Annotated in this window: 19 protein-coding genes; 11 read left to right on the forward strand and 8 right to left on the reverse strand. The window is 70.4% G+C overall.

Annotated elements, in window-relative coordinates; all coding sequences use genetic code 11:
- Positions 1–24 precede the first annotated feature (24 nt).
- A complete protein-coding gene (locus EV292_RS17335) occupies positions 25–921 on the reverse strand; it encodes a LysR family transcriptional regulator (protein ID WP_132910499.1) in 897 nt (298 codons plus the stop codon).
- Positions 922–1,156: 235 nt separating this feature from the next.
- Between EV292_RS17335 and EV292_RS17340 the strand changes: the two genes are divergently transcribed.
- Together EV292_RS17340 and EV292_RS17345 are read left to right on the forward strand one after the other, a co-directional pair.
- Positions 1,157–2,326, forward strand: a complete 1,170-nt coding sequence (locus tag EV292_RS17340; RefSeq protein WP_132910500.1) for an acyl-CoA dehydrogenase family protein — start codon at positions 1,157–1,159, stop codon at positions 2,324–2,326.
- The gene (locus EV292_RS17345) at positions 2,323–3,924 is read left to right on the forward strand and encodes a carboxyl transferase domain-containing protein (RefSeq protein ID WP_132910501.1); all 1,602 of its coding nucleotides are present in this window, start codon (positions 2,323–2,325) and stop codon (positions 3,922–3,924) included. The genes EV292_RS17340 and EV292_RS17345 overlap by 4 nt, the downstream gene beginning before the upstream one ends.
- Positions 3,925–4,010: 86 nt before the next feature.
- On the opposite strand, the gene EV292_RS17350 is transcribed toward EV292_RS17345, so the two are convergent.
- The gene (locus tag EV292_RS17350) at positions 4,011–4,337 is read right to left on the reverse strand and encodes a GIY-YIG nuclease family protein (protein WP_132910502.1); all 327 of its coding nucleotides are present in this window, start codon (positions 4,335–4,337) and stop codon (positions 4,011–4,013) included.
- A 115-nt stretch (positions 4,338–4,452) separates the two neighbouring features.
- On the opposite strand from EV292_RS17350, the gene EV292_RS17355 reads away from it, so the two are divergent.
- From EV292_RS17355 to EV292_RS17380, 6 genes are all read left to right on the forward strand, one after another.
- On the forward strand, positions 4,453–6,294 hold the full coding sequence (locus EV292_RS17355; RefSeq protein ID WP_132910503.1) for a biotin carboxylase N-terminal domain-containing protein: 1,842 nt from the start codon (positions 4,453–4,455) through the stop codon (positions 6,292–6,294).
- Positions 6,294–6,746 carry a MaoC family dehydratase gene (locus EV292_RS17360; RefSeq protein ID WP_132910504.1) on the forward strand — a complete coding sequence of 151 codons (453 nt, stop codon included), beginning with the start codon at positions 6,294–6,296 and terminating at the stop codon, positions 6,744–6,746. The genes EV292_RS17355 and EV292_RS17360 overlap by 1 nt, the downstream gene beginning before the upstream one ends.
- Before the next feature lie 234 nt (positions 6,747–6,980).
- Positions 6,981–8,522 (forward strand): L,D-transpeptidase family protein, encoded by a 1,542-nt coding sequence (locus EV292_RS17365; RefSeq protein ID WP_132910505.1) that lies wholly within the window; start codon positions 6,981–6,983, stop codon positions 8,520–8,522.
- An 11-nt stretch (positions 8,523–8,533) separates the two neighbouring features.
- Positions 8,534–8,824 carry a hypothetical protein gene (locus EV292_RS17370; protein ID WP_132910506.1) on the forward strand — a complete coding sequence of 97 codons (291 nt, stop codon included), beginning with the start codon at positions 8,534–8,536 and terminating at the stop codon, positions 8,822–8,824.
- An 81-nt stretch (positions 8,825–8,905) separates the two neighbouring features.
- Entirely contained in the window at positions 8,906–9,436 is a 531-nt protein-coding gene (locus EV292_RS17375; protein WP_165927163.1) for a GAF domain-containing protein, read from the forward strand.
- A gap of 81 nt (positions 9,437–9,517) precedes the next feature.
- Complete coding sequence (locus EV292_RS17380) at positions 9,518–9,883, forward strand: response regulator (protein ID WP_132910508.1); 366 nt, start codon at positions 9,518–9,520, stop codon at positions 9,881–9,883.
- Between the two features lie 48 nt (positions 9,884–9,931).
- On the opposite strand, the gene EV292_RS17385 is transcribed toward EV292_RS17380, so the two are convergent.
- A complete protein-coding gene (locus tag EV292_RS17385) occupies positions 9,932–11,680 on the reverse strand; it encodes a hypothetical protein (RefSeq protein WP_132910509.1) in 1,749 nt (582 codons plus the stop codon).
- The gene (locus EV292_RS17390) at positions 11,677–11,916 is read right to left on the reverse strand and encodes a hypothetical protein (protein ID WP_132910510.1); all 240 of its coding nucleotides are present in this window, start codon (positions 11,914–11,916) and stop codon (positions 11,677–11,679) included. Before EV292_RS17390 ends, EV292_RS17385 begins: the two co-directional genes overlap by 4 nt.
- Positions 11,917–12,002: 86 nt before the next feature.
- Here EV292_RS17390 and EV292_RS17395 point away from each other — a divergent pair, with 86 nt between their 5' ends.
- Positions 12,003–12,401: a hypothetical protein gene (locus tag EV292_RS17395; RefSeq protein WP_132910511.1), complete on the forward strand. Its 399-nt coding sequence runs from the start codon at positions 12,003–12,005 to the stop codon at positions 12,399–12,401.
- Between the two features lie 162 nt (positions 12,402–12,563).
- Here the strand turns inward: EV292_RS17395 and EV292_RS17400 are convergent, their stop codons facing one another.
- From EV292_RS17400 to EV292_RS17415, 4 genes are all read right to left on the reverse strand, one after another.
- Entirely contained in the window at positions 12,564–13,214 is a 651-nt protein-coding gene (locus tag EV292_RS17400; RefSeq protein ID WP_207913461.1) for a TetR/AcrR family transcriptional regulator, read from the reverse strand.
- A gap of 249 nt (positions 13,215–13,463) precedes the next feature.
- The gene (locus tag EV292_RS17405; protein ID WP_132910512.1) at positions 13,464–14,657 is read right to left on the reverse strand and encodes an MFS transporter; all 1,194 of its coding nucleotides are present in this window, start codon (positions 14,655–14,657) and stop codon (positions 13,464–13,466) included.
- A 152-nt stretch (positions 14,658–14,809) separates the two neighbouring features.
- The gene (locus EV292_RS17410; protein ID WP_132910513.1) at positions 14,810–16,066 is read right to left on the reverse strand and encodes an MFS transporter; all 1,257 of its coding nucleotides are present in this window, start codon (positions 16,064–16,066) and stop codon (positions 14,810–14,812) included.
- Between the two features lie 14 nt (positions 16,067–16,080).
- Positions 16,081–18,483: a TonB-dependent receptor gene (locus EV292_RS17415; protein WP_132910514.1), complete on the reverse strand. Its 2,403-nt coding sequence runs from the start codon at positions 18,481–18,483 to the stop codon at positions 16,081–16,083.
- A 194-nt stretch (positions 18,484–18,677) separates the two neighbouring features.
- On the opposite strand from EV292_RS17415, the gene EV292_RS17420 reads away from it, so the two are divergent.
- Both EV292_RS17420 and EV292_RS17425 read left to right on the forward strand, forming a co-directional pair.
- Entirely contained in the window at positions 18,678–19,271 is a 594-nt protein-coding gene (locus tag EV292_RS17420; protein WP_207913462.1) for a pyridoxine 5'-phosphate oxidase C-terminal domain-containing protein, read from the forward strand.
- A 145-nt stretch (positions 19,272–19,416) separates the two neighbouring features.
- Complete coding sequence (locus tag EV292_RS17425) at positions 19,417–20,463, forward strand: efflux RND transporter periplasmic adaptor subunit (protein ID WP_243693835.1); 1,047 nt, start codon at positions 19,417–19,419, stop codon at positions 20,461–20,463.
- The last annotated feature ends 12 nt before the right edge of the window (positions 20,464–20,475 follow it).

Below are 20,475 nucleotides of genomic sequence, written 5' to 3' on the forward strand. Positions count from 1 at the left end.
GCGCCAAGGGGCAGGTGATTAGGCCTAAGTGGGATAATTAATGGTAAACGCTGCCGCCGCGGCGGCTCCGAGCTGCGCCAGACGATCGCCGATGCGGGCGAGCGCGACGCTTCCCTCGGCGCGCGCGCGGCTGTCGGGCGCGAAGCAGAGCGCGACGGTGCGGCGCTGGTCGAAGCCGGCGAGCGGCACCAGCGCGAGCGCCGGATCGGCGTAGCAGGCGGGGAGCAGCGTCGTCGCGAGACCGGCGCGGACATAAGCGAGCGCGCGCGAGTCGCTATGGGTTCTCGCCGCCATGAACGGGCGGATCCCGCGCGCGGTGAAGAAGCGGCTGGTCTCGGCCAGCATCTCGCAATGGCGTCGCACCACCATCGGCTCGGCGGCGAGTTCCTCCGCCTCGACGCTCGGCCGTGCCGCGAACGGATGATCGCGTGCGAACGCCATCGCATAGGGCTCGTCGAACAAGGCGCGGTGCGGCAGCGCGGCGTCGAGCGGTGCGACGATCGCGTCGACCCGCCCGCGGTCGAGCGCGGCGCGCAGCTCGCCGGCGCGGCCCTCGACCAGCTCGAGCCGCTCGCCGGCGACCGCAGCGGCGCGCAGGGCTTCCTCGACCCAGGCGTCGGGCAGGGTGGTGCACAGGCCGAGCCGGATCAGCTTGGCGGCGGGCGAGTCGCTTACCGCCTGCTCGGCGGCGAGGAAGCCCGCCTCGATCCGCCGCGCGTGCTCGGCCAGCCGCGCGCCGGCCGCGGTGAGCGCGACGCGGCGGCTGCTGCGCTCGAACAGCGGCTGGCCGAGCAAGGTCTCCAGCTTGGCGATGCCGACCGAGAGCGTCGGCTGCGTCACCCGGCAGTGCGACGCGGCGCGCGAGAAGGTGCCCTTATCGACCACCGCGAGGAAGTAGCGCAACAGGTAGCGGTCGATCATAGATGCCATCTATGGAAAGTGTTCGCGCGCTTCAACTTGGGATGGCGGTAGGGCGGGGCTATGCTGTTGGGAAGATGAGGCGGGCCATTGCCTCTTTCTGCCTCCCCGGCGGACGCCGGGGTCCAGTTGGGCGAAGCTGCCGGCTCTATCGCCGGCTTTCGCAACTGGGCCCCGGCCTTCGCCGGGGAAGCGGGAGAGAGGGGAGCGCGCCCGAAGAACGGTAGAGGATGCGGCCATGACGCCCGATTTCGACTTCGCGCTGGGCGAGAACGCCGAGATGATCCGCGACACGACGCGGCGCTTCGCCGCGGACAAGATCGCCCCGCTCGCCGCGCGGATCGACGCCGAGGACTGGTTCCCGCGCGCCGAGCTCTGGCCAGCGATGGGCGAGCTCGGGCTCCACGGCATCACCGTGGATGAGGCCGATGGCGGTCTTGGCCTGGGCTATCTCGAGCATGTCGTGGCGCAGGAGGAGGTGGCGCGCGCCTCGGCCTCGATCGGTCTCTCCTATGGCGCGCATTCCAACCTGTGCGTCAACCAGATCCGCCGCTGGGCGAACCCCGAGCAGAAGGCGCGCTTCCTGCCCCAGCTGATCTCGGGCGAGCATGTCGGCAGCCTCGCCATGTCCGAGGCGGGGGCGGGGTCGGACGTCGTCTCGATGAAGCTCGCCGCGCGGCGCAGCGACCGCGGCTGGGTGCTCAACGGGACGAAATTCTGGATCACCAACGCCCCCTACGCCGACACCTTGGTGGTCTATGCCAAGACCGGCGAGGGCAGCCGCGGCATCACCACCTTCCTGATCGAGAAGGACATGCCCGGCTTCGCGATCGGGCAGAAGATCGACAAGATGGGGATGCGCGGCTCCCCCACCGCCGAATTGGTGTTCACCGACTGCGAGGTGCCCGAGGCGAACGTCATGGGACCGCTCAACGGCGGTGTCGGTATCCTGATGAGCGGGCTCGACTATGAGCGCACCGTGCTCGCGGGCATCCAGCTCGGCATCATGCAGGCGTGCCTCGACACGGTGCTGCCGTACCTGCGCGAGCGGCGCCAGTTCGGACGCGCGATCGGCAGCTTCCAGCTGATGCAGGCCAAGGTGGCGGACATGTATGTCGCGCTCAATTCGGCGCGCGCGTACGTCTATGCGGTGGCACGCAGCTGCGACGCGGGGCGGACCACGCGCTTCGACGCCGCGGGCGCGATCCTGCTCGCCTCGGAGAGCGCGTTCCGCGTCGCCGGCGAGGCGGTGCAGGCGCTCGGCGGCGCGGGTTACACCAGGGACTGGCCGGTCGAGCGCTTCCTGCGCGACGCCAAATTGCTCGACATCGGCGCGGGCACCAACGAGATCCGGCGCATGCTGATCGGGCGCGAGCTGGTCGGCGCGACCGAGCCGGTGGCGCAGTGAGCGCGCCCGTCCTATCCTCGACGATCGCGCGCGACGACGACCGCTTCCGCGCCAATGAAGCGCACCATCGCGCGCTCGCCACCGCGCTGCGCGAGCGGGTCGCCGCGGCGGCGCTGGGGGGCAGCGCGGCGTCGCGCGAGCGCCACAGCGCGCGCGGCAAGCTGCTGCCGCGCGAGCGGGTCGAGCGGCTGCTCGACGCGGGGGCGGCGTTCCTCGAGATCGGCCAGCTCGCCGCGGGCGGGCTCTACGGCGACGAGGTGCCCGGCGCGGGGCTGATCTGCGGCGTCGGCACCGTCTCCGGACGGCAGGTGATGATCGTCGCCAACGATGCCACGGTGAAGGGCGGCACCTATTACCCGCTCACGGTCAAGAAGCATCTGCGCGCGCAGGAGATCGCGCTCGAGAACCGGCTGCCCTGCCTCTATCTCGTCGACTCGGGCGGCGCGAACCTGCCGCACCAGGCCGAGGTCTTCCCCGACCGCGATCATTTCGGCCGGATCTTCTTCAACCAGGCGCAGATGTCGGCGCGCGGCATCGCGCAGGTGGCGTGCGTGATGGGCAGCTGCACCGCGGGTGGCGCCTATGTCCCGGCGATGTCGGACGAGACGGTGATCGTGCGCGGGCAGGGGACGATCTTCCTCGCCGGGCCGCCGCTGGTGAAGGCGGCGACGGGTGAGGAGATCAGCGCGGAGGAGCTCGGCGGTGCCGACACGCACGGTCGCCGCTCGGGCGTGGTCGATCATGTCGCCGAGGACGATCTTCACGCGTTGACGATCGTGCGCGACATCGTCGCCACGTTGCCGCCGGTGGCGCCGCCGACGGTCAATCTCGCGCCGGCGGCCGCGCCGCTCTACCCGGCCGAGGAGCTGTACGGGATCGTGCCGCAGGACGTGCGCGCGCCCTATGAGGTGCGCGAGGTGATCGCGCGGCTGGTCGACGGGTCGCGCTTCCACGAGTTCAAGCCGCTGTTCGGCAGCAGCCTGGTGTGCGGCTTCGCGCATCTCCACGGTATGCCGGTGGCGATCCTGGCCAACAATGGCGTGCTCTTCTCCGAGAGCGCGCAGAAGGGCGCGCATTTCATCGAGCTGGCGTGCCAGCGCCGCGTGCCGCTGCTGTTCCTGCAGAACATCTCGGGCTTCATGGTGGGCGGCAAATATGAGGCCGAGGGGATCGCCAAGCACGGCGCCAAGCTCGTCACCGCGGTGGCGACCGCCAGCGTGCCCAAGCTGACTGTGCTGATCGGCGGCAGCTTCGGCGCGGGCAATTACGGCATGTGCGGCCGCGCCTACGGTCCCCGCTTCCTGTTCAGCTGGCCCAACAGCCGGATCAGCGTGATGGGCGGCGAGCAGGCCGCGGCGGTGCTCGCCACCGTCCACCGCGACTCCGCGACGTGGACGGCGGACGAGGCCGAGGCGTTCAAGGCGCCGGTGCGGCAGAAATATGAGGACGAGGGCAACCCTTATTACGCCACGGCGCGGCTGTGGGACGACGGCGTGATCGACCCGGCGCAGACGCGCGACGTGCTCGGGCTGGCGCTGGCGGCGTGCCTCAACGCGCCGGTCGAGGAGGCGCCGCGGTTCGGGGTGTTCCGGATGTGAGCGGGATGGGTGGTGATCATCGCGGCGAGCGCTCAGGCCGCAATATGCGCGCTACCCTATATACCTGGCGTCACCCTGAACTTGTTTCAGGGTCCACCAGGCCGCGTAGGCAGAGGGAGCGGCGCAAGACCGAGCGTCACCGCGAGATCAGCCCAGTCAGGATTGTCGCGCTCGATCAGGTTCATCTTCCACTCGCGATGCCAGCGCTTGAGCTGTTTCTCGCGCGCGATTGCCGCCAGCATGTCGGGGAGAAATTCGTAGTGGATCAGCCGGGCGACCTCGTAGCGGCCCGTGAAGCCGTCCGTCCCGGTGCGATGCTGGTGCAGGCGTGCGAGCAGGTCGGCGGTGACGCCGATGTAGAGCGTGCCGTTGCGGTGGCTCGCGAGGATGTAGACGCACGGCTGCTTGGCCATCCTCTCTCTCGTAGGATGGCGCGCGCGGCGCGGTGGATGCTGAAACGAGTTCAGCATGACGCCAATCCGAGGGTGGCTCGAGCCTCGCTCACCCCCGTGGTCCGGAGGTAACCCCATGCTCCCCTCGCTCCTCATCGCCAACCGCGGCGAGATCGCCTGCCGCGTCATCCGCACCGCGCGCGCGCTCGGTGTGCGCACCGTCGCGGTCTATTCCGACGCCGACGCCGACGCGCTTCACGTCCGCCTCGCCGATGCCGCGGTCCGGCTCGGCCCCGCGCCCGCGCGCGACAGCTACCTGCGCGGCGACCTGATCCTCGCCGCCGCGCGCGAGACCGGCGCCGCCGCGATCCACCCCGGCTACGGCTTCCTCTCCGAGAACGCCGACTTCGCCGAAGTGGTGATCGGCGCCGGGCTCATCTGGGTAGGCCCTGATCCCGCCAGCATTCGCGCGATGGGGCTCAAGGACGCCGCCAAGCAGCGCATGATCGCCGCGGGCGTGCCCGTCACCCCGGGCTATCTCGGCGAGGACCAGTCGCCCGAGCGGCTCGCCGTCGAGGCCGATCGCGTCGGCTATCCCGTCCTCATCAAGGCGGTCGCGGGCGGCGGCGGCAAGGGCATGCGTCGCGTCGACGATCCCGCCGACTTCGCCGCCGCGCTCGCCGCGTGCCGGCGCGAGGCGGCGGCGGCGTTCGGCGACGAGCGCGTGCTGATCGAGCGCTATATCCTCGCGCCGCGCCACATCGAGGTGCAGGTGTTCGGCGACCGCCACGGCCAGGTCGTCCACCTGTTCGAGCGCGACTGCTCGCTCCAGCGCCGCCACCAGAAGGTGATCGAGGAGGCGCCCGCGCCCGGCATGGACGCGGCCACCCGCGCCGCGGTGTGCGACGCCGCGGTACGCGCCGCCCGCGCGGTCGACTATGTCGGCGCGGGCACGATCGAGTTCATCGCCGACGCGAGCGAGGGCCTGCGCGCCGACCGCGTCTGGTTCATGGAGATGAACACGCGGCTCCAGGTCGAGCATCCCGTCACCGAGGCGATCACGGGGGTCGACCTGGTCGAGTGGCAGCTCCGCGTCGCGAGCGGCGAACCGCTGCCGCTGCGCCAGGACCAGCTCGCGATCGACGGCCACGCGATCGAGGCGCGGCTCTACGCCGAGGATCCCGCGCGCGGCTTCCTGCCCTCCACCGGCACGCTGACCGCCTTCCGACCCGGCGCGGGCGTGCGCGTCGACACCGGGGTGGAGCAGGGCGCGACGATCTCGCCTCACTACGACCCGATGATCGCCAAGCTGATCGCGCATGCCGACACGCGCGACGCCGCGCGCGCGCGGCTCGGCGCGGCGCTCGCGGAGACGCGGGTGTGGCCGGTGCGCACCAACGCCGGCTTCCTGGTGCGTGCGCTCGACCATCCCGACTTCGCCGCCGGCGCGGTCGACACCGGGCTGATCGAGCGCGCCGGCGCCGCGCTGATGCCACCCGAGCGGCCGAGCGAGGCCGCGCTGACCGCCGCCGCGGACGAGCTGGCGGGCACCGCGCTGGTGCCCGGCTTCCGGCTCAACGCGGCGCCGCGGCGCGAGGCGAGTTTCCTGCTCGACCATGTGGCCACGAGCGTCACCCTCGCCGACACCTCTGCCCGCGCGCCGGCGACCGAGCGCGCGCTGATCACGGAATCGGGGCAGACCTATGCACTCACCCCGTTCCGCGCGGAGGGCGCGGGCGGCGGCGCGGCGGGAGACGGCGCGATCCTGGCGCCGATGCCCGGCCGCGTCATCGCGGTGGAGATCGCCGCGGGCGAGCGCGTCGCGGCGGGACAGCGACTGGTCACGCTCGAGGCGATGAAGATGGAGCACAGCCTCACCGCACCGTTTGACGGCACCGTCGCCGAGCTCGGCGTGGCGGCGGGGGCGCAGGTGGCGGACGGCGCGCTACTGGTGCGGATCGAGCGGGAGAATTCGTGATGGCGGGACGGCATTATGACGAATGGGCGGTCGGCGACCGGATCGAGCACCCGATCCGCCGCACCGTGACCGAGACCGACAATCTGCTGTTCTCGACGATGACGCACAATCCGCAGCCGCTCCACCTCGACGCCGAGGCGGCGCGCGCGTCCGAGTTCGGGCAGATCCTCGTCAACGGCACCTTCACCTTCGCGCTGATGGTGGGTCTGTCGGTGGCGGAGACGACGCTGGGAACGCTGGTCGCCAATCTGGGCTATGACAAGCTCGTGATGCCCGCGCCCGTGTTCATCGGCGACACGCTGCGCGCGTCGACCGAGGTGACCGCGCTGCGCGACAGCCGCTCGCGACCCGCGGCGGGGCTGGTGACGTTCGAGCACCGGCTGCACAACCAGCGCGACGAGCTGGTGTGCCAGTGCCTGCGCACCGCGCTGCTGACGCGACGGGGCGGATAAAGCGGTGGGTGGGCCGAGGGTTCGGGGACTGGCGTTGTCCGACACCGTGCCCCGGCGCAGGCCGGGGCCCAGCCGGGAATGGCTCAAATCGAGTCGAACGAACATCTCCCAATTGGACCCCGGCTCTCGCCGGGGAACAGCTGCTCGATGGCGTTGAGCACGATCCAGTGTCACAGCGTCTCGTCCCGCTTCTGGGTGTTTCCACCGACCGCGCGGCGCACTAGAGGAAGCGCGATGAACCAGCGTCCCGCTCTCCCGCGCCCCCCGCACTGGCGCGTCGGCCGTTTCGCCGCCCTCGTCGCACTGGGCGCACCCGTCGCGGCGCAGGTGACTCCGCCCGCGGCACCGCCTGTCACGCAGGCGACGGCGCTCGGGCAGGTGCCCGCCTCGCCCGTTCCCCCCGCGCCGGTGCCCGTCATTCCCGTTCCGCCGGTGGCGCCGAGCGTGCCGCTGCCGACGCTCACCGCCGCGCAGCGCCAGCAGCTCGCGACGCTGATCGCCGACGACGAGCTCGCCCAGGGTCTGCGCGTCACCCGGCGCGGCGACCTCGAAGCGCTCGGCTCCGCCGCGATGGTGCGCGCCGCGCTCGATCACGCGCGCGCGGTCCATGCCGGGCGGCTGATGCCCGAGGACTTCCAGAAGGACTGGGGCATCCGTCCGCCGGCGTATGACCCGCTGCCCGCCTTCGCGGAGGCGGTGTCGCGCGACCGGCTGTCGAGCTGGCTGCGCTCGCTGCCGCCGCCCTATCAGGGCTATGACACGCTGGTGGCAGGGCTGGCCCGCTATCGTGCGATCGTCGAGAAGGGCGGCTGGGCGACGCTCACGGCGACGCCCGCTTTCGGCAGCCGCGGCGGCGATGTCGCGAAGTTGCGCGAACGTCTCGCCATCGAGGATCCGCAGGCGCCCAAATCGGGCGACACGTTCGATGCCGCGCTGCTCGACGCGGTGCGCCGCGCGCAGCGCCGCTACGGGCTCAACCCGGCGGGGCAGGTGGGGGCGCAGACGCTCGCCGCACTCAACGTCCCCGCCGAGCGGCGGCTGCGCCAGATCATGGCCAATATGGAGCGATGGCGCTGGCTCCCTCCGCAGCTCGATGAGAAGCGCGTCCAGGTCAACATCGCCGCCGCGGTGCTCACCGCCTTCGAAGGGGACCAGCCGGTCATGTCGATGAAGGCGGTGACCGGCCGGCCGGGCAACGAGACTCCGATGCTGATCTCGCGCATCAACAGCATCGTGCTCAATCCGCCCTGGAACGTGCCCAGCTCGATCGCGACCAAGGAATTATGGCCCAAGGAGCGCGCCAATCCGGGCTATCTCAAGCGCAACGGTTTCCGCGTGATCGATACCGGCGGCGGCGGGAAGCGGCTCCAGCAATCGTCGGAGAAGAGCGCGCTGGGTCGCTACAAATTCGACTTCCCCAACGAGTTCGCGGTCTATCTCCACGATACGCCGGCGCGCTCGGGCTTCTCGCGCTTCGATCGCCTGTCGAGCCACGGCTGCGTGCGGTTGGAGAAACCGGCCGATCTGGCGCGGCTGATGCTGCGTGACACGCCCGAGTGGCCGGTCGAGACGATCGACGCGACGGTCGCGGCGGGCAAGACGGTGCGCGCCGCGATGGCCGCGCCTGTCAGCGTCTATCTCCTCTATTGGACGGCTTTCGCCAGCCCCAACGGGCAGGTAGGCTTCCGCGAGGATCCGTATAGCTGGGACGCGCGTCTGGCCGCAACCGTCGAGCGCCGCTCGGCGGTACAGGTGCAGGCGGTGGCAGCGCGATGAGGGACGTGACGATGACCAAGCGATGGATGTTCCCGCTGCTCGCGACCGCGACGCTGGCGGCGGCGGGCTGCTCGCGCGAGCCCGAGCCCAGCCCCGAGCCGACGCCGTCGATGTCGGACACGCCGACCGCGACGCCGACCCCCAGCCCCGAGCCGTCGCCGATCGCCTCGCCGACCGCGATCGCGAACGAGACCGTGGCGCTGCCGCCCGAGGAGAAGCCCGCGCCCGACGAGCAGATGCTCGACGACGCCTCGGCCACGGGGATGACCGCGCGCTCGGCGCGGGATGCCGATCGCGAGTGATGCGTCAGTGGGCGCAGCGGCGGAGCGAGTCGCGCGGCTGAACCAGCCGAAACGGTGCGGCTTGCGCTTGACGACGATCAAGTGTCGGCCGAAATTTCGTTCTTCGACAAGGGAGTAGGGTCGGAGAAGCGAGAGGTGGCCTTCGTGCCGTTCGACGAGGAAGGGCGCCAGTCAGCGGTGGACCGCGTCTGGCAACCCGTGCGTGATCACCACGCGGCGCTGCAGGCGGTGGTGGAGGAAGCGGCACGCGTGGCCCGAACGCCGATCGCCACCGTCTCGATCGTCGATCGCGCGCGCCAGTGTATCGTCGCCAAGAGGGGTGACGTCGACGACGAGATGCCGCGCGCGGCCTCCTTCTGCGCGCATGCGATCCATCGTCCGGGCGAGCCGATGATCGTACCCGACGCGCGGCATGACCGGCGGTTCGCCGACAACCCCTTTGTCGTCGCCGCACCCTTCATCCGCTTCTACGCCGGCATCCCGCTGGTCGACCGCGCCGGCTATCCGATCGGCGCGCTCTGCGTGATCGACGACAAGTTGCACGACACCATGCCCGATCTCTTCCGCCTCGGTGAACTGGCGCGCGGGGTGGAACGGCTGATCGCGCATTGACGCGCGCGGCCGCTTGGCCGACGAGGGTAAACGTTATCATCAGACAAGTCGCCGGCGGTCGCGCCGCGCCGAAGGAGGCGGATGAAGAAGCGTATCATGTTGGTCGAGGACGATCCGAGCCATCGCAAGCTCTATGCGTCCTGGCTGACGATCGGCGGCTATGAGCCGCGCGTGATCGACGACGAGCGCGGCGCGTTGGCCGCGGCCGAGGCGATCGGACCCGATGCGATCATCGTCGATATCCGTCTGCCCAACGTGAGCGGGCTCGACGTCATCGAGACGCTGAAGGGCGCCGCCACGACGCGGGCGATCCCGGTGATGGCGCTGACCGTGCTGCAGAGCCAGCATGACATGGACGCTTGTTACGCCGCGGGTGCCGACGCCTTCGTCTGCAAGCCCGATCATATCGCGAGCTTCCTCGACAAGGTCTCCGATCTGCTTCGCTGAGGCACGCGCGGGGCAGCGGCCGGACGTCGCCGCCCTCGCGCGCGCGGGTCAGCCTCGCGGCGAGGCCGGTGCGTCCAGCAACGGGGCGAGCGCCTCGACCGGGCTCGCGCTCGGCAGCGCCGCCAGCGCGCGTTCCAGTCGCGCGCCCCCGGCCGCGTCGAGCGGTCCGGTCAGCAGCCGGAACACGCCGCCGCTCGTCTCCCCCTCGAAGCCGGCGCCGTAGCGCTGGTGGAGCGTGGATAGATCGCCGTTGCGCCCCAGCATCGCGAGCGCGATCGCGTGCCGCAGCACGATCGTCTGCTCCACCGCGTTGAGGCGTGCTGTCGGCGGGGGCAGCAACGTCTCGTCGGCGCGAACGAAATCGGCCCAGCGTCGCTGCTTCCACAGGATCTCTGCGCGGAGCGGCGCGCTGTCGGGCACTTCGGCGAGGATCGCGAGCGCCTGATCGACGCGTCCGAGCTGCGAGAGAGCAATCGCCTGGACGCGCTGGCGGTCGGCGTTCATCGCCGGCGTGAAGTCGCTGCGCGCGGTGGTGCGCAGCAGCGCCACCGCGTCGGCGGGCCGACCAGAGAGCACCAGCAGGGTCGCGACCCGCGCCGAGAGCGGCCCCTGTGCCACGTCGCTGGTCCGATAACGCAGCTGATAGGCGAGCAGGTCGGCGGCGCGCTGATAGAGGCCGGCCTGGATCAGCCGCGCCGCGAACGCCTCGATCAGCTGATTGCCCTCCGCGCCGGAGGGGACGATGTCGCGGTAATCCCACAACAGCGAGGCGCTGCGCGGCAGCGGCAGCGTCGAGGCGGGGCCGATCATCTGGTCGAGCTGTTGCTGTACCTGCGCCTTGAAGCCGACGGGCCGCCGCGTCGTGTCGAAATAGCGCAGCAGCGTGGCGCCTTCGGCGAGCGCCGCGGGATGATCGCCTGCCGCGACCGCCAGCTCAAACGCCCGGCTGCGCGCGCGCTCCTCGATCGCGTCGCCGCGCCAGCCGAAGCTCAGCGCGGCGAGCTGCTGGCGCGCGGCATCGGGCCGCAGGGTCCCGGTCGTCAGACCATTCTCGATCGCGGCGAGCCGCGCGCCGGCGCGCAGTCGCGCATTGCCCTCGCGCTCCACCTTGCCCACCAGCGTCTGCGCCGCGACGGTATGGCCGAGCTGCGCCTCGGCGCGCGCGCGGAGCAGCGTCGCGGCCAGATCGCCCGGCGCGGTGCCGCTCAGCACCGCCAGCGCGGCCTCGGCGCGGCCGGTCTCCACCGCCACCTCGGCGATCGCGCGCGTGAAGGGCTCGCGCGCGGCGCCGCTCCGCGCCATCACCGCGGGGGTGGCGCAGGCGACCTGCGTGCGGGCGGCTTTATAATGCGCCTGCTCCGACAGCGCGCGGAGCCGCCAGGCGCAGCGTTCCGCGCTCGGCGCGGCGTCGCCGCCTGCGGCGGGCAGCAGCGCCGCCAGCGCCTCCTCGTCGCGATGCGCGAGCGTCAGCGCCGCGCCATAAGCGATGCGGAACGAGTCGACGAGCATGAGATCATGTTCGTCTTGGCGCATCGTCTCGAGCACGCCGATCGCCTCGCCGCCGCGATCCTGGCCGATGAGGCTGCGCGCATACGCCCAGCGCGCCGGCTGGCGCTCGCCGCCCGCGACGGCGAGCGCATGCCACGCCTGCGCGTCGGCGATCACCGGCCAGGCGGTGCGCCCCGTGGGAACGGGGAGCCGCGCCAGGGTCGCCGCATAGGGGCTGACGCCGCTCTGTCCCGCGGCGCTGGTGCTCGCCAGCGCGAGCGCCAGGACGATGCCGAGGCGCGGGCTCATGCCCATACGTCCGGGATCAGGCCCAGCAGCGCCGCGGCCACCCCGCCGACCGCGCTGGCGGCGAGGAACAGACCCGTCTGCCGCCAGTGGCTCGCCTCCGCCACCGGTGCCCGCGGCACGGGAGCGACGGCAGCGGCCTCATCCTCCTCCGGCTCGAGCGACCAGTCAGGGTCGCGACCGCGCTGGCTGTCGGGCGTGATCGCCCGGTAGCGGGGGGGAAGGTTTCGGCCGTTCATCGTCCCATCCATCGACGTCTCCGTCCTATCATAGAGGCGGACGCGCAGCGCGCGGCGGTGTGGCGAAGCTTTCGCGGAGGAATGGGGTGAGACGGTCGCTGGTTCGTGCGCTGCTGCCATTGCTGCTGGTCGCGGCCGATCGCGGCGCGGATTTCCGTGGCCTGATCACCAGCCACCCGATCATCTTCGTCGAGCCGATCGAGCTGCCCTTGTTCGAGGGAGGCGCGATCGTCGGCCGAATGAACGTTCGCCTCGCGCTGCAGGCGCGCGACACCGACGCCGCGCTCCGCCTCTATCTCGACCGGCCGGAGGCCAGGTCCGCGATGCTGCTGGCGCTGCTGGATTTCGACCGTGCCGAATGCGGGCCGCTCGCGCCGATCAACGTCGAGCGGATGAGCGGGGTGCTCAACGCCGCTATCGCGCGCGCGGGCGTCCGCGACGCGCGCCAGGTCCTGATCCTGGAAGTGACCAGCTCGCCGGTCTGATCGCGGCCGATAGCGCGAGGCCGGGTCGCCGCGGCATGGACAAGGCGGGATGTGCGGGGAGGCCCCGATGGCGAGCGCTGTCTGACCGATCGTGACGCGCCCGCTTTGCACCGAGGCCGATCGGCCTGACGTTGCCGGCCAGGTGTGGCGTTGAAGGCGGCGCTACGCCATGTTCAGGGCGTTGCGGTAGAAGGACAGGACGTTCTTCGATAATTCTTTCCTGTCGGTGCGCGACCCTCGATGGATCTCGCTGTCCACTGCGCCGTGCAGGGCGTCGAACAGCATGATCGCGGTCAGCCTGACATCATCGATGCGATGGGCTTGCTCGGCCTTTCCTTCCTGTAGCAACGCCTCCAGCAGACGGGTCACGGAATTGTCCGACTTGGATCGGCGATCGGCGGGATTGTACTGGTGGAAGACCAGATCGTGGAGCGCATAATCGTCGAGATACGTGTCCACGCATGCGGTGACGAATGACTCGAGCCGCGATGGCCAGGGGGCGTCGGGCGCTCGGGTCGCCTCTTCCACCTTCCGGCAGAAGTTGTCGACGAAACGCGATTGCAGCGACAGGAGCAAGTCGTCCTTGCTCTTGAAGTACAGATAGAGCGTGCCCTTGGCGACGCCGGCCTTTTGCGCGATCTCCTCGATGCTGGTCGCGCCGAAGCCCTTCGACAGGAACAGGCTTTGTCCCGAGTCCATGAGCTCGTCCCGCCGGATCTCGGCGGGTTTGGTTCTGGGTTTCTTGTCCGCCTGTACGGCGGACGCGTTTGGACCGCGCGCCGCTGGCTTCCGAAGCATCATCCTGCCGGGCATCCTGCCTCCACACCCATGCTGCCCATGGTCACCGGGTTCGAAGGGCAGACTCGGCTTTCCTAGGGCAGTCGCTCCCGCATTGCCACATCACTGGTACAGGCGTCGCTCCGTAGAAGCGGCCCGTCAGCGCGCGGCAGCGATGTGCGGTTCTCCGGCGCGAGAGTCCCGGGAGTCGGATCTCTACGACGGGCAGCAGCGCCCGAGACGGCAGACGCGCGCCGAGCCTGGCGCCGCCCTGCGCGTCCTCCATCAATGGCCGGCGATCACATGCGCGCGACCGCCCGGTAGGCTGATCACGCCGTTGACCAGCAGCAGGCCGAGGAGCGCGATGAGCGGCCACTTCCATCCACCGGTCCAGCCATGAAGAAGGGCCGCGGCGAGCGGTCCGGTCGCCGCGATCAGATAGCCGATCGTCTGTACCATGCCCGAGAGCTGCGTCATCTGCGGATGGTCGACGGTCCTCTTGGCGTAGAGCACGCCCGGGATGCCCTGGCCGGCGCCCATGCCCAGGCCGAGCAGGATGACCCACACCGGCGCGCCGGGCACGGGCGCGAGCAGGATGCCGACGATCCCGACGACGCAGAAGCCGATCGAGAGGAGAAGCTCGCGACGGTGATCGTTGCGCCGGGCGGCGATGGTCGGACCGACGAAGCCGCCCGCCGCGACACCGAAGATCGAGAGCGCCAGGTAGAGCCCCGCCGTCGCGGGCGCGACTCCCTTGCTGACATAGATGGCGGGCAGCCACGCCAGCATGGTGTAGAAGACGAGGCATTGGATGCCGAAGAAGCCGGCGATGCTCCACGCGGTGCCGTGACGCATCATCGCGTGCCAGGCCCGTTTCACGCGTGCCCCCGGGCGGCCGCGGGATGTGCCGAGAAGGGGCAGCATCGCCACCATCGCCGCGATCGCCGGCACCGCGGCGATCCCCAGCGCGAGCGGCCAGGAGCCGCCGGTGGCGTGGTAGATCGGCACCGAGAGCGCCGCCATGATACCGCCGCCGCCGCCCATCATCATGGCGTAGATCCCCATCATCACCCCCAGCCGCTGGGGGGCGAACCGCTGCCGGATGAAGACGGGGGTCAGCACGTTGAGCGCGGCGATCCCTGCACTCGCGATGACGGTCCCGACCAGCAGACCGGGGACACCCGACGAACGGACGATGACTCCCGCGGTGAGGATGGCCAGCGACAGAAGCAATGCGCGTTCCTCACCATGCCGCGCGGCGATGTTACCGCCGATCGGCGAGAAGAGGCCCATGCAGAGCGGGGGAAGCGCGGTCAGGATGCTCGCGATGACGGGATGAAGACCCATGAACGGGATGAGCGGGTCCACCCCGCCGAACACGACCCGAAGGTTGAGGCAGACCAGCACCACAGCGATCAGCATCGTTACCTGGCGTTCCCGCTTCTCGGGCTGAGACCCCACCGTCGCTGCTCCGGTCATCTGCACGCTCCTTCGACTTCCCATGAAGGCCGCGGGATACATACTGACCGTCGGTCAGTCAACATTGCCGCACTTGGCCGGCGCCGAGTGGCTCCCCTAGGAACGATGCCGCGTCGCCGCCGGTAGGGCTGGCGTCCGCACGCGAGCGTCGTTCACCCGGCGCGATCCGGCACGACGCGCGCGAGGAGGGCGCAGGTCGCGATCACCGCGGCGGCCCCGCCGGCGTAGAAGAGCGGCCAGCCCAGCAGTGGCACCAGCCGCGTGAGCACGACGAGCAGCAGCGTGGCGACCAGCCGGCTGAGCCCGTAGAGGACCGCATAGTCCGTGGCCGGCTGCTCGCCGCGCGCCCAGCCCAGCGTCGCGGCGCAGATGATGACGAAGAAGCCGCTGGTCCCGCCGCTCACGGCGATCGCCCCGACGATGGCGGGCAGCGCGCCTCCCCCCGCGGCGCCGATCGCCATCGCGGCCGCCGCGCCGAGACACAGGCCGGCATAGACCAGCATCCCGCGTCGCGTGCCGAGGTGACGAAGCGACGGGATCGCCAGCAGCGATGCGATCAGCCCGCAGGTCGGCGCGCCGATGCCGACGATCCACCCGATCCGTGCGAGCGGTACGTGGAGATCCACCAGCATGACCCTGTTGAGGAACGACAGGGCCGCCATCGTCGCGCTCGCCAGCGACAGCAGGGCGAGGCGTTGCCGCATGTCGCGCCGCCGCAGCATCGCGAGAAGATCGGCGCGGCGCGGCGTGCCGGCAAGCTGCGGCGGCTCGCGGCGACGCAGGATCAGGAGCGGGATGACCGCGAGCAGGCAATAGGCGGCGCAGAGGTGGAAGCTCAGGCTCCAACCCAACCGGGTCGCCAGCGCCACGAAGATCCCGCCGCCGAGGATGGATCCGATCGCCAACGCTGCGACCTTGAGCCCGCCGGCCGCGATCCGCTGCGCGCCGGCGACGCTGGTCGTGCACAGCGCGTCGAGCGCGAGGTCCATCGTCGCCGCCGCGAGGGCGATGCCGAGCCCGAGCGCCAACAGGATCGGCGGCGGCGCGGCCTCGCCCCGCGCGACGGCGAGCAGCAGCGCGACGATCGCCCCCTGCATCAGCGCGATCCAGGCGATCCGCGGTGCGCGCGCGCTTGGACGCACCACGTCGATCAACGGCGCCCACAGGAAGGTGAGCCCGAACGGCACGAGGATGATGAAGAACCAGCCGACCGCGGCGAGATCGATCCCGCGCGCGCGCATCAGGGGCGGTAGGCCGCCTTGCATGAGCCCGTAGATGAGCCCGAAAGAGGTATAGAGAGATGTGGTGGCGGCGAGCAGCGGCCAGTCCGCCCGGCGCGGCGCGCCCGCGACGGGTGCCGGAAGAGGCGTCGCTCGCTCCGCCACGGGCGGTCGCACGGTGGATGCCATGACCCGCTCGCCTCCTAGAACCGAAGGCCGATGCCGCCCCCCGCCACGCGGCCCTGGCCGGCGCGAACGGTGGGGATGGTGCCGAACAACTGGCCCCAGGCCTGATAGCGCTTGTCGAACAGGTTGTTGACGAAGCCGTAGATGGCGAGATCGCCATGCTCCCATGTCAGCCGCGCGTCGGTGATCCCGTATGCGCCCAGCTCAAAGCTGTTGCGGACGTCGGCCGCGCGTTTGTCCACGAACTGGTAGGACGCGCGCGCCGCGATCGTACCAGGCAGACCGATCGCCGCCGCCGACCGGCGGTACTCGCCACCGACATGGCCGCTGAACGCGGGCACGTTGGGCACGTCGTTGCCCGACCGCGCACCGGTGGGGCTGTTCGGGGGCAGGTGTCGCAGGACGGCCTGTGTGTAGCCGAGACCGCCGAACAGATGGAGATCGCGCGTCGGATGGGCCGTCAGCTCGAGCTCGCCGCCGTAGGTGCGGTAGTCGAGCGCGACCGTCCTGAAGGCAACCTGTGTCGTCGAGAAGAGCAGGAGATGCCCGCGATCGACGTCATTGAGGAAGGCGGCGCCGTTGAGGACGACGGCGTCGCCCAGCAGGTGAGACTTGAACCCTGCCTCGTAGGTCCAGCTTGTCGAGGCGGGGAAGGGGGCTTCCCGCTTGGCGAGCGGGCTGTTGACGGAATAGGTCGGGAAACCGGCGGTGACGTGCCCGCGCGCGACGGACGCATAGGACATGAACGTCGCGGCCCAGTCATAGCTCAGCATCGCGCGGCCGGTGACGAACTGGTCGCGCAACGCCGCGTCCTGCAGGAACCGCACGGGCAGGCGCGGGAGACCCGCCCCGTCGTAGCGGTAACGCACGTGCTTGTCCTCTCTCGTCCCGCGCAGGCCGAGAGTAGCCTTCAGCGGCCCGGCGATGCGGAACGTCGCCTCACCGAATGCCGCATAGCTGTCGACCAGCAGGTGATTGTGTTGCCGTCCCCCCTGGGCGTCGAACGGGGGCGTGAGCGCGTGACCGTCGCGCCCGGCCGTGGCGGCGAGGTGGACATAGTTGAGCCCGACCGTCCAGGCGACCGCGCTTCCGGCGACCGATGACGCCCGCACTTCCTGCAGGACCATGTCCTCGTCGTTCGAGAAGCCGAGGACGTCGGCGCCCGGGACGGTGAACGTGGCGGCCGCCCCGGGCCGGCGCGGAAAGCGGGCGAAGACGAGCGCATCGGTCGCATCGCTGTTCGTGCTCGACCGGCTCCGCTGGAAGGCGGTCTGGCTGTTCAGGACGACGGAGTCGAACGCGTGGCGCACGCGCAGGTTGGCGACCCCGGTGGTGCCGATCGCGAACGTCTTCGGATCGGTCGCGCTGACCGGGAAGTCCGGCGTGTCGCGGAGCATGAAGCGGGGCGAGTGCGAGCGGTCGCGGCCATAGCTGACCGTCAGCAACGCCTCGGTCTCGTCGTCGGGCGTGAAGAGCAGGCTGCCGCGGGCTGCCCCGACCGTCGCGTCGCCTTCGCGGCCGCCTGCCGCGACATTGGGGATGTCGCCGGCGACATGGTTCCATCGTACCGCGACACGGCCCGCGAGCCGCCCGTCGACGATCGCACCGTTGGCGACGGCTTGCCCGAGCCGGTGACCATGGCTGCCGATCTCGCCGCTGAGCGAGAAGGCGCGCTCGAAGCTCGGACGTTTCGACACGATGCTGATCGCGCCCGCCTGGGTGTTGCGTCCGAAGAGCGTACCCTGCGGCCCGCGCAGCACCTCGACCCGCTCGGTATCGAACAGGCTCGGCGCGATCGCATAAGCCGACAAGGGCACGTCGTCGACATAGGCCACGACGGACATGTCGTCGGACGCCATCGGCGAGATCGATCCCACGCCGCGGATGCTGAAGGCGTTGCCGTAGATGCCGCCCCCGTCGAAGAAGGCCATGTTGGGGACGGCGCGCGCCAGCGAGGCGTTCGACGCGGAGGCGGTGACGGTGCGGCCGGGATCGGCCAGCACGGAAAGGCTGATCGGCACCTGTTGCGCATCTTCCTCGCGGCGGCGAGCGGTGACGGTGATCTCGTCGCGGGGGCTCGCCCCGGCCGGCTCCCGTTCCGGCGTCATGACCGATAATGGCGATCGGGCAGTCTGTCTGTCCGGCCGCGCCGGATCGTCGTTCGATGGCCCGCTTCCGGCGCGCGACGGCACCGGGCTGGTTTTCGCGACGTCGAGCTGATCACGTACCGAATGCGGCTGCGGAATCTCGGTACCCGAGGCAGGAGAAGCCGCCTCGGCGAACGACGCCGGGAGGGATCCGACGAGACCGGCGATGATCGCCCATCGCCGCTGACGTCCGCGCGCACACCCGAGTCGGGGTCGCCGGTCCCCGCGCTGCCGCGAATACAGAAGAGTGCCGCTCCACCCGTCAAAAGACATGATCAATCAATCCCCAAGAAGCAGATGCGCGACTGCGGCCCGACAAGCGTTGAACAGAGAACCAAGCCACGCTATTGCGAGTCGTTATCGATATGACTGAAGGATAGTCAATGTCGCAATGCCTCATTCAGCTGACTTGCATGATGACCGTCGGTCAGTCATAGATGAGGCAGTGTGGAGTGGGAGAGGGCGGGATGAGTGAAGTCGGAACGTCGCTCTCGATGGAAAGGGTCGACATGGCGCTGGCGATTGCGGAACACCCTGAGCGCATGTCGCTCGAGGAATTGAGTGTCCTTGCAGCGGATCGGTCGCCCGTGGCGGAGGATGCGAGATCGCTCGACACCGCCGTGGCCGGCGGGATCGCCGCCGCGGGGTTGTCGGGGCATTTCGTCCCGGCGGCGGTCGGTGGGGCGCAGGGCAGGTTCTGCGATCTCGCTCGCACGGCATCGACGCTGGCGGAGAGCTGCGCGTCCGCTGCATGGTGCGCGGTGATCTATGCCGTGTGCGGGAGGATGGCGGCCTATCTCCCTGCCGCGGCCCAGCGCGACATCTGGGGCAAGGATCCGAACAGCCTGTCCAGTCACCGCTGCGCCGTGGCTGGACTGCGCGCCGCCGCCCAGCGGCTCGAGCGATTGAGCGAGCCGCTGCCGAGGCCGGACAGCTACCGGGTCTTCGAGATCGGGATCGATGGCGTCGAATTCTGGAGCGACGGCAACGACCGTCTGCACGAAAGACTTTTATACCGACGTCTTCATGACGATTGGGCCGTCGAGCGATTGCAGCCGTGATCAGGCGAATAGCCAACCATACGGTATAGTCATGGCTGCGATCTGATCGCGATCGTTCCTGTTAGCGGAGCTCTTTATGTCCGTCATCAGCTCACCATCATCGCAGCGGCCGTCAGCGGAAACGAGTAAAGTAGCGATCGTCGCGGTGATCGTCTTTATCCTGATCATCCTCGGTGGCATCTATCTCTGGCGCGCGGCGCGGCTGTCCGCGGCGTCGATGAGCTATCCACGGCCGCCGGTGGAGGTCTCGGCGCTTCGGGTCGCGGCGGAGACCCTGCCGCTGTCGCTCGATGCGACCGGGTCGTTGCAGGCGGTCCGCGAGGTGACGCTGGCGCCGGAGGTGGGGGGGCGCGTCACCGCGATCCGGTTCGCCGCGGGAGACGTCGTTCCCGCGGGCAAGCCGCTCGTCCAGCTCTTCGACGGTCCCGAGCGCGCCGACCGCGCCGCCGCGGTCGCGCGACTCGGGTTCGCGCGGCTCCAGGACGCTCGATCGCGCGAACTGGCAGCGACGGGTGCGGAGCCGCGGCAGCTTCTCCAACAGCGCGACGCCGAACGCGCGCAGGCGGAGGCGGCGGTGCAGCAGATCGACGCGCGGCTGGCGCAGAAATCGGTGCGCGCGCCGTTCGCCGGGCGGATCGGCCTACGCCGCGTCAATCCTGGGCAATATCTCAATCCGGGTGATCCGATCGCGACGCTGACCGCGCTCGATCGGCTGTACGTCAACTTCGGCGTTCCCCAGCAGGCGTTGAGCGCCTTGCATGTCGGCGGCGCGATCACGGTACACAGCGACGCGGTGCCGCATCGCCCGTTCGACGCCCGGATCAACGCGATCGAACCGATCATCGGCAACGACACCCGCAACGTGTCGGTGCAGGCCGAGATGGACAATCCCGGCGGCGTGCTGCGCCCGGGTCTGTACGTCACGGTCGGCATCGCCCAGCCGCCGCGCACCCACGCGATCCTGATCCCGTCCACGGCGATCGCGACGTCGGCGTCGGGGGACAGCGTGTTCGTCGTCCGGGCGGGCAAGGCGACGCTCGTCCCGGTGACGCTGGGTGGCGAGGTCGGCGATCGCACCCTCGTCGATCATGGCCTCTCGCCCGGCGACGTCGTGGTCACCTCCGGGCTGATCCGGCTGCAACCGGGTGCGCCGGTCAAGGTCGTGGCGGCCGCTGCCGCCGCGGCGCACTGAGGGGCACCGACG

It is taken from the genome of Sphingomonas sp. BK235 (assembly GCF_004345855.1).
Lineage (GTDB): Bacteria > Pseudomonadota > Alphaproteobacteria > Sphingomonadales > Sphingomonadaceae > Sphingomonas.

Bases quoted from the DNA above. Each gene is read 5' to 3' on its own strand.
- EV292_RS17335 (WP_132910499.1), bottom strand. From the start codon at position 921: ATGATCGACCGCTACCTGTTGCGCTACTTCCTCGCGGTGGTCGATAAG.
- EV292_RS17340 (WP_132910500.1), top strand. From the start codon at position 1,157: ATGACGCCCGATTTCGACTTCGCGCTGGGCGAGAACGCCGAGATGATC.
- EV292_RS17350 (WP_132910502.1), bottom strand. From the start codon at position 4,337: ATGGCCAAGCAGCCGTGCGTCTACATCCTCGCGAGCCACCGCAACGGC.
- EV292_RS17355 (WP_132910503.1), top strand. From the start codon at position 4,453: ATGCTCCCCTCGCTCCTCATCGCCAACCGCGGCGAGATCGCCTGCCGC.
- EV292_RS17360 (WP_132910504.1), top strand. From the start codon at position 6,294: ATGGCGGGACGGCATTATGACGAATGGGCGGTCGGCGACCGGATCGAG.
- EV292_RS17365 (WP_132910505.1), top strand. From the start codon at position 6,981: ATGAACCAGCGTCCCGCTCTCCCGCGCCCCCCGCACTGGCGCGTCGGC.
- EV292_RS17370 (WP_132910506.1), top strand. From the start codon at position 8,534: ATGACCAAGCGATGGATGTTCCCGCTGCTCGCGACCGCGACGCTGGCG.
- EV292_RS17380 (WP_132910508.1), top strand. From the start codon at position 9,518: ATGAAGAAGCGTATCATGTTGGTCGAGGACGATCCGAGCCATCGCAAG.
- EV292_RS17385 (WP_132910509.1), bottom strand. From the start codon at position 11,680: ATGAGCCCGCGCCTCGGCATCGTCCTGGCGCTCGCGCTGGCGAGCACC.
- EV292_RS17390 (WP_132910510.1), bottom strand. From the start codon at position 11,916: ATGAACGGCCGAAACCTTCCCCCCCGCTACCGGGCGATCACGCCCGAC.
- EV292_RS17400 (WP_207913461.1), bottom strand. From the start codon at position 13,214: ATGCCCGGCAGGATGATGCTTCGGAAGCCAGCGGCGCGCGGTCCAAAC.
- EV292_RS17405 (WP_132910512.1), bottom strand. From the start codon at position 14,657: ATGACCGGAGCAGCGACGGTGGGGTCTCAGCCCGAGAAGCGGGAACGC.
- EV292_RS17410 (WP_132910513.1), bottom strand. From the start codon at position 16,066: ATGGCATCCACCGTGCGACCGCCCGTGGCGGAGCGAGCGACGCCTCTT.
- EV292_RS17415 (WP_132910514.1), bottom strand. From the start codon at position 18,483: ATGTCTTTTGACGGGTGGAGCGGCACTCTTCTGTATTCGCGGCAGCGC.
- EV292_RS17420 (WP_207913462.1), top strand. From the start codon at position 18,678: ATGAGTGAAGTCGGAACGTCGCTCTCGATGGAAAGGGTCGACATGGCG.